Below are 12,294 nucleotides of genomic sequence, written 5' to 3'. Positions count from 1 at the left end.
CCTCCGGCAGCACCGGCCGCCCCAAGGGCGTGATGATTCAGCACCGCTCCGTGCTGAATCTGCGCGTCGCCCTCGCCGCCACCGTGCACGCGGAGGCCCAGCCTGGAGAGCGCGTCAGCGTCAACGCTCCGCTGTCCTTCGACGCCTCCGTCAAGCAGCTCATCCAGGTGCTCGACGGCCACACCCTCTGCATCGTCCCCGACGAGGCCCGCGCCGACGTGGGCGAGCTCGTCAACCGCATTGGCCAGGACGCGCTGAACGTCCTCGACTGCTCGCCCGCGCACCTGCGCCTGCTGGTGGATGAAGGCCTGCTGGAGCGTCAGTCCATTCCCCGCCGCGTCCTCGTGGGTGGCGAAGCCGTGGACCCCGCCACCTGGCGTCACCTGGCCCAGGCCCCGCAGCCGCGCGTCTTCAACGTCTACGGCCCCACCGAGTGCACCGTCGACGCCACCGCTTGCGCCTTCGACGCCTCTCCCACTCCCACCATCGGCAGGCCCCTCCCCAACGTGCGCGTCTATGTGCTGGACCGCACGCTGCGCCCGGTGCCCGTCGGTGTCGCGGGTGAGTTGTTCATTGGCGGTGAGGGCGTCGCCCGCGGCTACCTCAACCGCCCGGAGCTGACGGCGGACCGCTTCATCCCCGATGGCTTCTCTTCCACTCCGGGTGCCCGCCTCTACCGCACCGGCGACGTGGTGCGCTGGCGTGCGGACGGGATGCTCGACTACCTGGGCCGTGCCGACTTCCAGGTGAAGGTGCGTGGCTTCCGCATCGAGCTGGGCGAAATCGAAGCCTCCCTCCTCAAGCACCCCCAGGTGCACGCCGCCGTGGTGCTCGCACGCGAGGACATCCCCGGCGACAAGCGGCTCGTCGCCTACGTGGTGCCCACGGAAGGCGCTGATCCCGCTCCTACGCCTGACGCCCTCAAGGACTGGCTCAAGCAGTCCCTGCCCGAGCACATGCGGCCCTCCGCATTCCTCGTGCTGGAGGCCCTGCCGCTGAACACCAACGGCAAGGTGGACCGCAAGGCCCTGCCCGCGCCCCAGAGTGGCGCGCTCGCCTCCACCTACGTCGGGCCCCGCACCTCCACCGAGGAGCAGCTCGCGGCCCTCTTCACCCAGGTGCTGCGCGTGGAGCGCGTGGGCATCCACGATGACTTCTTCGCGCTCGGCGGCCACTCGCTGCTGGCCACCCAGCTCGTCTCGCGCGTGCGCGCCACCTTCCGCCAGGAGTTGCCGCTCAAGGCCCTCTTCGAAGCGCCCACCGTGGCCGCGCTCGCCGAGCGCCTCCAGTCACAGACGCCGAGCCTTCGCCTCCCTCCGCTCACCCGGACGCATGCGGATGGCCCTCAGCCCCTGTCCTTCGCGCAGCAACGCCTCTGGTTCCTGGATCAGCTCACGCCGGGCGATGCGTCGTACAACATGCCCACGGCGCTCCGGCTGACGGGACACGTGGACGTGGAGGCGCTGCGCCGCGCCTTTGAAGCGCTGGCCGCCCGCCACGACTCCCTGCGCACCACCTTCCGCGAGCACCAGGGAGAGGCCGCCCAGCACATCCACACGCCCGCCACGTGGGCGTTGCCGCTCATCGACCTTTCCGAGCTGCCCGAAGCGCAGCGCGAAGCCGAAGCCCAGCGGAGGGTCGAAGCGGAGGCACGTCAGCCGTTCGACCTGCGGCACGGTCCGCTGCTGCGCACCGCGCTCGTGCGGCTGGCTGTCGAAGAGCACCTGTTGCTCGTGACGATGCACCACATCGTCTCCGACGGCTGGTCCATGGGTGTGCTCGTCCGCGAGCTGGTCGCCTTCTACGAGGCCTTCAGCGCCGGTCAGACGCCCACGCTTGCCCCGCTGCCCGTGCAGTACACGGACTTCGCGACGTGGCAGCGCGACTGGATCCAGGGTGAAACGCTCGATGCGCAGGTGGGCTATTGGAAGCAGCAGCTGGCGGGGGCTCCGGCCACGCTGGAGCTGCCCACGGACCATCCGCGCCCGGCCATCCAGTCCCACGCGGGTGCGACCCACTCCGTCCAGATTCCCCAGGCGACGTCCGACGCGCTCAAGGCCCTGGCCCAGCGCGAGGGCGCCACGCCCTTCATGGTGCTGCTCGCGGCCTTCCAGGTGCTCCTGTCGCGCTACTCCGCCCAGGACGACATCACCGTGGGCTCGCCCATCGCGGGCCGCACCCTGGCGGAGACCGAAGGCCTCATCGGCTTCTTCGTCAACACCCTCGTCCTGCGCTCGCATGTGACGCCGGAGGACTCCTTCCGCAAGCTGCTCGCGCAGGTGCGAGGCACGACGCTCGCCGCGTACGAGCAGCAGCACGTTCCGTTCGAGAAGCTGGTGGAAGCCCTCCAGCCCGTGCGGGACGCGAGCCGCAGTCCGCTGTTCCAGGTGATGTTCGTCCTGCAGAACGCACCCGCCGAAGCGCTGCGCGTTCCGGGCCTCACCTTCCGGCCGGTCATCGCCGAGGGCCACTCCGCCAAGTTCGACCTCACCCTGACGATGCAGGATTCGCCGCAGGGCTTGGTCGGCTGGCTGGAGTACAGCACCGCCCTCTTCGAGCGGAGCACCGTGGAGCGGATGGGCAACCATCTGCGCACGCTGCTGGAGGCCGTGGCCACGAAGCCCGAACAGCCCGTGGCCGAGCTGTCCTTCCTCTCCAGCGATGAGCGGCAGCGCGTCCTCGTGGAGTGGAATGACACGGCCGCCGTCAGTCCGACGGAGGTCCCTGTCCACGTCCACTTCGCGCAGCAGGCCCAGCGCACGCCCGACGCGGCGGCCCTGGTGCTGGGAGACGCGACGCTGACGTACGCCCAACTGGACTCGCGCGCCAACCAACTCGCCCATCACCTGCGCGCGCTTGGCGTTGTCCCGGGTGCGCGAGTCGGCCTCGCCGTCGAGCGTTCCTTCGAGCTGGTGACGGCCCTGCTCGCCATCCTCAAGGTGGGCGCGGCGTTCGTCCCCGTGGACCGCAATGCGCCCGTGGAGCGCATCGCCGCCCTGCTGGAGGATGCGGACGTCAGCGTGACGCTCACGCACCAGCCCTTCGCCTCACTGCTGCCCGCCAACGGCACCCGCGTCTGGCTGGATGCGCAGCAGGACGTCATCGCCGCGCTGCCCACGCACGCCCCCGATGTCCGCGTGGACGGCGAAGCCCTGGCCTACGTCATGTTCACGTCGGGCTCCACGGGCCGGCCCAAGGGCGTCAGCGTGCCGCACCGGGGCATCACCCGCCTCGTGCTCGGCAGCACCTTCATGCGCTTCGGGCCGGATGAAGTCTGGCTCCAGGCGGCGCCTGTCGCCTTCGATGCCTCCACGCTCGAAATCTGGGGCGCGCTGCTGCACGGCGCGAAGCTCGTCCTCGCGCCGCCCCACTCCCTGTCGCTGGAGGAGCTGGCCGCCCAGCTGCGTCACCACCGCGTGACGGCCCTGTGGCTCACCGCCGCGCTCTTCGAGCAGATGGCCCTGCACCAGGGCGAGACGCTCGCGGACGTGCGCCAGATCCTGTCCGGTGGCGATGTGCTGCCCGCGGACCGCGTGCGCGAGCACCTCGCTCGCATTCCCGAAGGCGCCAGCTTCCACAACGCCTACGGCCCCACGGAGAACACCACCTTCTCCACCACCTTCGCCATGCGGCACGGCACTCGCGTGGATGGCGCGATCCCCATTGGCCGGCCCATCTCCAACTCCACCGCCTACGTGCTCGACGCGCACCTGCGTCCGGTATCCGTGGGCGTCGCGGGTGAGGTGTACGTCGGTGGCCCGGGCCTCGCCTGGGGTTACCTGAACCGCCCCGACCTGACCGCGGAGCGCTTCGTCCCCCATCCCTTCGCCTCCATGCCGGGTGATCGCCTCTACCGCACGGGCGACAAGGCGCGCTGGTTGGCCGACGGCACGCTCGACTTCCTGGGCCGTGTCGACTTCCAGGTGAAGGTGCGTGGCTTCCGCATCGAGCTGGGCGAAGTCGAAGCCGCGCTGCGCTCCGCCACCGGCGTCAACGAAGCGGTCGTCGTCGCCCGGGGCACGGACGCGGACAAGCGCCTCGTCGGCTACGTCACCGCGCGCGAAGGCCACGCACTCGATTCCGAGGCACTCAAGGCAACCCTCAAGCAGCGGTTGCCTGAGTACATGGTTCCCTCGGCGCTCGTGGTGCTGGACGCCCTGCCCCTCAACGCCAACGGCAAGGTGGACCGCAAGGCCCTCCCGGAGCCGGGGGAAGTCTCGAGCGCCGTCGCCTTCGTCGCACCGCGCACCTCCACCGAGGAGCAGCTGACCGCTCTCTTCGCCGAAGTCCTCCGCGTGGAGCGCGTGGGCATCCACGATGACTTCTTCGCGTTGGGAGGCCACTCGCTGCTGGCCACCCAGCTCGTCTCGCGCGTACGGGCCTCGCTGGGGCTGGAGTTGCCCCTGCGAGCCCTCTTCGATGCGCCGACCGTCGCCGCCCTCGCGCTGAAGGTCGCTGACGCGCGGCCCGCGGTTCAGGGGGTTCCTGCGCTTCGGCCCGCGTCGCGCGGGGGTGCCATTCCGCTCTCCTTCGCCCAGCAGCGCCTCTGGTTCCTGGATCAGCTCACGCCGGGGGATGCGTCGTACAACATCCCCACCGCGCTCCGGCTGAAGGGCCAGGTGGACGTGGAGTCGTTGCGCCGCGCCTTCGAAGCGCTGGTCGCCCGTCACGAATCCCTGCGCACCACCTTCCACGAGCAGGAAGGGCAGGCCACCCAGCACATCCACGCGCCGGACGCGTGGACGTTGCCGCTCGTGGACCTGGCCTCGCTGCCCGAAGTGCAGCGCGAAGCCGAAGCCCAGCGCCGGATCACCAAGGAGGCGAACCAGCCCTTCCACCTGGAGCAGGGGCCGCTGCTGCGCACCGCGCTCGTGCGGCTGGCCGCCGAAGAGCACCTGTTGCTGGTGACGATGCACCACATCGTCTCCGACGGCTGGTCCATGAGCGTGCTCGTCCGTGAGCTGCTCGCCTTCTACGAAGCCTTCAGCACGGGCAAGACGCTCTCCCTCCCGCCGCTGCCCGTGCAGTACGCGGACTTCGCGGAGCGGCAGCGCCAGTGGCTCCAGGGAGAGACGCTGGACGCGCAGCTGGGCTACTGGAAGAAGCAGCTCGCCGGTGCGGCCTCCGCGCTGGAGTTGCCCACCGACCATCCGCGCCCGGCCATCCAGTCCTACGCGGGCGCGGCCATCGCCGTCCGGATTCCCCAGGCGACGTCCGAAGCGCTCAAGGCCCTGGCCCAGCGTGAAGGCGCCACGCCCTTCATGTTGCTGCTGGCGGCCTTCCAGGTGCTCCTGTCGCGCTACTCCGCGCAGGACGACATCAGCGTGGGTTCTCCCATCGCGGGCCGCACCCAGGCGGAGACCGAGGGCCTCATCGGCTTCTTCGTCAACACGCTCGTCCTTCGCGCCCAGCTCAATCCGCGCACGACGTTCCGTGAGTTGCTGGCCCAGGTGCGTGACACAACGCTCGCGGCGTTCGAACACCAGCACCTCCCGTTCGAGAAGCTGGTGGAAGCGCTCCAGCCCGTGCGGGACGCGAGCCGCAGTCCTTTGTTCCAGGTGATGTTCGCCCTCCAGAACGCCCCGGCGGAGGAGCTGCGCGTTCCCGGCCTCACCTTCCAGCGGGTGACCACCGAAGGGCGCTCCGCCAAGTTCGACCTCAACCTGGCGCTGCAGGACTCACCTCAGGGCTTCATCGGTTCGCTGGAGTACAGCACCGCCCTCTTCGAGCGGAACACCATCGAGCGGATGGGCAACCATCTGCACACGCTGCTGGAGGCCGTGGCCGCGAAGCCCGAGCAGCCCGTGGCCGAGTTGCCTCTCCTCTCCAACGACGAGCGCCACCAGCTCCTCGTCGAGTGGAATCCGGAAACGGCACTGGCGATTCGTGAGCCCAGCATCCCCGCGATGGTGGAAGCCCAGGTGCGCCGCACGCCGGATGCGATTGCTGTCATCACGCCCGAGCGGCAGCTGACGTACCGAGAGCTGGATGCGAAGGCGAACCAACTCGCGCACCGCCTGCGCGGTCTGGGTGTCGGCCCCGAAGTCCGCGTCGGCCTGTGCGTCGAGCGCACGGAGGACCTCCTCATTGGAGCCCTCGGCATCCTCAAGGCCGGTGGTGCCTACGTGCCGCTCGACCCCAGCTACCCGCGTGAGCGCCTGGGCTGGTTGCTGGAGGACGCCCAGGGCCCCGCCCTCGTGGCGCATTCGCACCTGCTCTCCGCGCTGCCGGAGACTTCCGCCACGCCGGTGTGCCTCGACTCGGATGCGGAACTGGCGAAGCAGCCCACCACGGCCCCTGAGGTGGACATCCGCCCGGGCCATCTCGCCTACCTCATCTACACCTCCGGCAGCACCGGCCGTCCCAAGGGCGTCGCCATCTCCCATGGCAACGCCGTCTCCTTCCTCCACTGGGCACTGGCCACGTTCTCTCCGGAGGAATTGAAGGGCACGCTCGCCGCGACGAGCCTCAACTTCGACCTCTCCGTCTTCGAGCTCTTCGCACCGTTGAGCAGCGGTGGCGCGGTGGTGGTGGCACGTAACGCCCTGCACCTGGCGGAGCTGCCCACCGCCTCTCACGTCACCCTCGTCAACACGGTGCCCTCCGCCATGGCGCAACTGCTGCGCCTGAATGCGGTGCCTCCCACGGTGCGCGTCATCAACCTCGCTGGCGAAGCCCTGCCGGAGACGCTGGCGAAGCAGGTCTACGCCGTCCCCACGGTCCAGAAGCTCTACAACCTCTACGGGCCTTCCGAGGACACCACCTACTCCACCGCCTCCCTCGTCGGCCGCGACGAAGCGCCCCTCATCGGAAGGCCCCTGCCCGCGACGCGCGCCTACGTTTTGGACGCGTCGTTGCAGCCGGTGCCCGTGGGCGTGGCAGGAGAGCTGTACCTCGCGGGTGAAGGCCAGGCGCGCGGCTACCTGCTGCGCCCGGAGCTCACCGCGGAGCGCTTCCTCCCGGAGCCCTACGGACCTCCCGGTGGCCGCATGTACCGCACGGGCGACCGCGTCCGTTACCGCATCGACGGGCGCCTGGAGTACCTCGGCCGCATCGACTTCCAGGTCAAGGTGCGTGGCTTCCGCATCGAGTTGGGCGAAGTCGAAGCCGCGCTGCGCTCCGCCACCGGCGTCAACGAAGCGGTCGTCGTCGCCCGGGGCACGGACGCGGACAAGCGCCTCGTCGGCTACGTCACCGCGCGCGCGGAGCAGTCGCTGGACTCCGAAGCCCTCAAGGCCCACCTCCGGCAGCAGCTGCCCGAGTACATGGTGCCCTCCGCGGTCATGGTGCTGGACGCGCTGCCTCTCAACTCCAACGGCAAGGTGGACCGCAAGGCCCTCCCGGAGCCGGGGGAAGCCTCGAGCGCCGTCGCCTTCGTCGCACCGCGCACCGCCACCGAGGAGCAGCTGACCGCTCTCTTCGCCGAAGTCCTCCGCGTGGAGCGCGTGGGCATCCACGATGACTTCTTCGCGTTGGGAGGCCACTCGCTGCTGGCCACCCAGCTCGTCTCGCGCGTGCGGGCCACGCTGGGGCTGGAGTTGCCCCTGCGAGCCCTCTTCGATGCGCCGACCGTCGCCGCCCTCGCGCTGAAGCTTGCTGACGCGCGGCCCGCGGCGGCCCGTGTTCCTTCGCTTCGACCCGCCTCACGCAGGGAAGCCATTCCGCTCTCCTTCGCCCAGCAGCGCCTCTGGTTCCTGGATCAGCTCACGCCGGGGGATGCGTCGTACAACATCCCCACCGCGCTCCGGCTGAAGGGCCAGGTGGACGTGGAGTCGTTGCGCCGCGCCTTCGAAGCGCTGGTCGCCCGTCACGAGTCCCTGCGCACCACCTTCCGCGAGCAGGAAGGACAGGCCACCCAGCACATCCACGCGCCGGACGCGTGGACGTTGCCGCTCGTGGACCTGTCCTCGCTGCCCGAAGTGCAGCGCGAAGCCGAAGCCCAGCGCCGGATCGCGAAGGATGCGAACCAGCCCTTCCACCTGGAGCGGGGGCCGCTGCTGCGCACCGCGCTCGTGCGGCTGGCCGCTGAAGAGCACCTGCTGCTGGTGACGATGCACCACATCGTCTCCGACGGCTGGTCCATGAGCGTGCTCGTCCGTGAGCTGCTCGCCTTCTACGCGGCCTTCAGCACGGGCAAGATGCCCATGCTTGCCCCGCTGCCCGTGCAGTACGCGGACTTCGCGGAGCGGCAGCGCCAGTGGCTCCAGGGAGAGACGCTGGACGCGCAGCTGGGCTACTGGAAGAAGCAGCTCGCGGGTGCGGCCTCCGCGCTGGAGCTGCCCACCGACCATCCGCGCCCGGCCATCCAGTCCCACCAGGGCGCGGCCGTCCCCGTCCGGATTCCCCAGGCGACGTCCGAAGCGCTCAAGGCCCTGGCCCAGCGTGAAGGCGCCACGCCCTTCATGTTGCTGCTGGCGGCCTTCCAGGTGCTCCTGTCGCGCTACTCCGCGCAGGACGACATCAGCGTGGGTTCTCCCATCGCGGGCCGCACCCAGGCGGAGACCGAGGGCCTCATCGGCTTCTTCGTCAACACGCTCGTCCTTCGCACGCGCGTGACACCGGAGGACTCCTTCCGCAAGCTGCTCGCGCAGGTTCGCGACACGACGCTCGCGGCGTTCGAACACCAGCACCTCCCGTTCGAGAAGCTGGTGGAAGCGCTCCAGCCCGTGCGGGACGCGAGCCGCAGTCCGTTGTTCCAGGTGATGTTCGCCCTCCAGAACGCCCCGGCGGGGGAGCTGCGCGTTCCCGGCCTCACCTTCCAGCAGGTGACCGCCGAAGGGCGCTCCGCCAAGTTCGACCTCAACCTGGCATTGCAGGACTCCCCCCAGGGCTTCATCGGTTCGCTGGAGTTCAGCACCGCCCTCTTCAAGCGGAACACCATCGAGCGGATGGGCAGCCATCTGCGCACGCTGCTGGAGGCCGTGGCCGCGAAGCCCGAGCAGCCCGTGTCCGAGCTGTCCCTCCTCTCCAGCGACGAGCGCCAGCGCATCCTCGTGGAGTGGAACGACACCACCGTCGCCAGTCCGACGGAGGTCCCTGTCCATGCCCACTTCGCCGAGCAGGCCCGCCGCGCGCCCGACGCGGTGGCGCTCGTCCTGGGGGAAGCGACGCTGACGTACGGACAGCTCGAAGCCCGCGCGAACCAACTGGCTCACCATCTGCGCAGCCTCGGCATCGCCCCGGGTGCGCGCGTCGGCCTCGCCGTGGAGCGTTCCTTCGAGTTGGTGACGGCGTTGCTCGCCATCCTCAAGGTAGGTGCCGCCTACGTCCCCGTGGACCGCAATGCCCCCGTGGAGCGCATCGCCGCCCTGCTGGAGGACGCGGACGTCCACTTCGTCGTCACCCACCAGCCCTTCGCCTCACTGCTGCCCGCCAACGGCACCCGCGTCTGGCTGGACGCACAGGCCGGTGACATCGCCGCGTGGCCCACCCATGCGCCTGACGTCCGCGTGGACGGCGAGGCCATGGCCTACGTCATGTTCACCTCCGGAAGCACCGGCCGCCCCAAGGGCGTCTGCGTGCCGCACCGGGGCATCACCCGCATGGTGCTCGGCAGCACCTTCATGCACTTCGGGCCTGAAGAGGTCTGGCTCCATGTCGCCCCGGTCGCCTTCGACGCCTCCACGCTCGAAATCTGGGGCGCGCTGCTGAATGGCTCGAAGCTCGTCATTGCTCCGCCCCACGCCCTCTTGCTGGAGGAGCTGGCCGCGCAGCTGCGCCATCACGGCGTGACGACGCTGTTCCTCACGACCGCGCTCTTCGAGCAGATGGCCCTGCACCAGGGCGAAGTGCTCGCGGGCGTCCGCCAGATCCTGTCCGGTGGCGACGTGCTGCCCGCGGACCGCGTGCGCGAGCACCTCGCTCGCATTCCCGAGGGCGCCAGCTTCCACAACGCCTACGGCCCCACGGAGAACACCACCCTCGCCACCACCTTCGCCATGCAGCACGGCTGGCGCGTGGAAGGCGCGATCCCCATTGGCCGGCCTCCCTCCAACTCCACCCTCTACGTGCTCGACGCGCACCAGCACCCGGTGCCCGTGGGCATCGCCGGTGAGGTGTACGTCGGCGGCAAGGGCCTCGCCTGGGGCTACCTGCACCGCCCCGACCTGACCGCGGAGCGCTTCGTCCCCCACCCCTTCGCCTCCACTCCCGGCGAGCGTCTCTACCGCACGGGTGACAAGGCCCGCTGGCGGGAAGACGGCACGCTCGACTTCCTCGGCCGTGTCGACCTCCAGGTGAAGGTGCGTGGCTTCCGCATCGAGCTGGGCGAAATCGAAGTCGCGCTGCGCTCCGCCACCGGCGTCAACGAAGCGGTTGTCGTGGCGCGGGGCACCGGCGCGGACAAGCGCCTCATCGGCTACGTCACCGCGCGCGCGGGACAGTCGCTGAACGCGGACACCCTCAAGGCAAGCCTGAGGCAGCGGCTGCCTGAGTACATGGTGCCGTCGGCGATCATGGTGCTGGACGCCCTGCCCATCAACGCCAACGGCAAGGTGGACCGCAAGGCCCTGCCGGAGCCTGGAAACACGCCTCGGAGCTCCGCCTTCGTCGCGCCGCGCACCGCCACCGAGGAGAAGCTGGCCGCCCTCTTCGCCGAGGTCCTCCGGGTGGAGCGCATCGGCGTGCTGGACGACTTCTTCGCCATGGGTGGCCACTCGCTGTTGGCCACCCAGCTCGTCTCGCGCGTGCGGTCCACCTTCCGTGTGGAGCTGCCGCTCAGGGCCCTCTTCGAGTCACCCACCGTCGAAGGCCTCGCGCCGAAGCTCGAGGGAGACCCGTCCACCGGGCTCCGCGCACCGCCCCTGCGGCCCCTGCCGCGCGAAGGCGACATTCCGCTGTCCTTCGCCCAGCAGCGCCTCTGGCTGTTGGATCAGCTCCAGCCCGGCGACATCTCGTACAACATTCCCACCGGCCTGCGGCTGACGGGCCCGGTGGACCTGGAGTCGTTGCGCCGCGCCTTCGAGGCGCTGGCGGAGCGCCACGAGTCGCTGCGCACCACGCTCTCCCCGTCTCAAGACGAACCGTCGCAGATCATCCAGGAGCCCTCCGGCTGGGAGCTGCCCCTCATCGACCTGACCGCCCTCCCCGAGTCGCAGCGGGAGGAGGAGGCCCAGCGCGCGGCGGCCAAGGAGGCACGGCGTCCCTTCCAGCTCACCACGGGCCCGCTCTTGCGCAGCACGCTGGTGCGGCTGGGGCAGGACTCGCACCTGTTGCTGGTGACGATGCACCACATCGTCTCCGACGGCTGGTCCATGGGCGTCCTCGTCCGGGAGGTGGCGGCCTTCTACGAAGCCTTCAGCACGGGCCAGTCGCCCTCCCTCCCGCCGCTGCCCGTGCAGTACGCGGACTTCTCCATGTGGCAGCGAGGCTGGCTCCAGGGCGAGGCCCTGGACGCGCAGCTGGGCTATTGGAAGAAGCAGCTTTCGGGCGCGCCTTCCGCGCTGGACCTGCCCACGGACCGTCCGCGTCCGCCCGTGCAGTCACGCCGGGGCGCCACGGTGGACGTGAGCATCCCGTCGGAGATCTCCCAGGCACTGAAGTCGCTGGCCCAGGATGAAGGCGCCACGCCCTTCATGTTGCTGCTCGCGGCCTGGCAGGTGTTCCTGTCCCGCTACTCCACGCAGGACGACATCAGCGTCGGCACGCCCATCGCAGGCCGCACGCAGGCGGAGACCGAGGGCCTCATCGGCTTCTTCGTCAACACGCTGGTGCTGCGTGCCCACGTCCAGCCGCAGTCGACCTTCCGTGAGTTCCTTGCCCAGGTGCGCGGCACGACGCTCGCGGCCTACGAGCATCAGCACCTGCCCTTCGAGAAGCTGGTGGAGGTCCTCCAGCCCTCGCGCGACCTGAGCCGCAGCGCGATCTTCCAGGCGATGTTCTCCCTGCAGAACGCGCCCACCGAAACGCTGAGCCTGTCCGGGCTTTCCTTCCAGCGCGTCGCGGTGGACACCCAGTCCTCCAAGTTCGACCTCACGCTCACCCTCGGCGAGTCGCCCCAGGGCTTCGTCGGAGTGCTGACGTACGCCACGGACCTCTTCGACGCCTCGACCGCGCAGCGCATGGCGGGCCACCTGGGCGTGCTGCTGGAGGCCATCGCCGCTCAGCCGGACTCGACGCTCGCGAGCCTGCCCCTGCTCACCGCTCCGGAGCGTCAGCAGCTTCTCGTCGACTGGAACGGCCCCAGCGCTGAGTTCCCCCGCGACCTCTGCCTCCACGACGCCTTCGCCGCCCAGGCCCTTCGTACGCCCGAAGCCCTGGCCGTCATCTGCCGCGAGGAGCAGCTCACCTTCCGTG

Annotated in this window: 1 protein-coding gene; it reads left to right on the top strand. The window is 70.0% G+C overall.

The genetic code is table 11. The features are described 5' to 3' along the window. A partial coding sequence (locus tag D7X32_RS39320) for a non-ribosomal peptide synthetase (RefSeq protein WP_120607656.1) occupies nt 1-12,294 on the top strand: 12,294 nt, incomplete at both ends.

Origin of the sequence: Corallococcus carmarthensis, assembly GCF_003611695.1 — a bacterium.
Classification (GTDB): Bacteria; Myxococcota; Myxococcia; order Myxococcales; family Myxococcaceae; genus Corallococcus; species Corallococcus carmarthensis.
The sequence above is the reverse complement of the archived record's forward strand: the minus strand, read 5'-3'. Positions and strand labels throughout refer to the sequence as shown.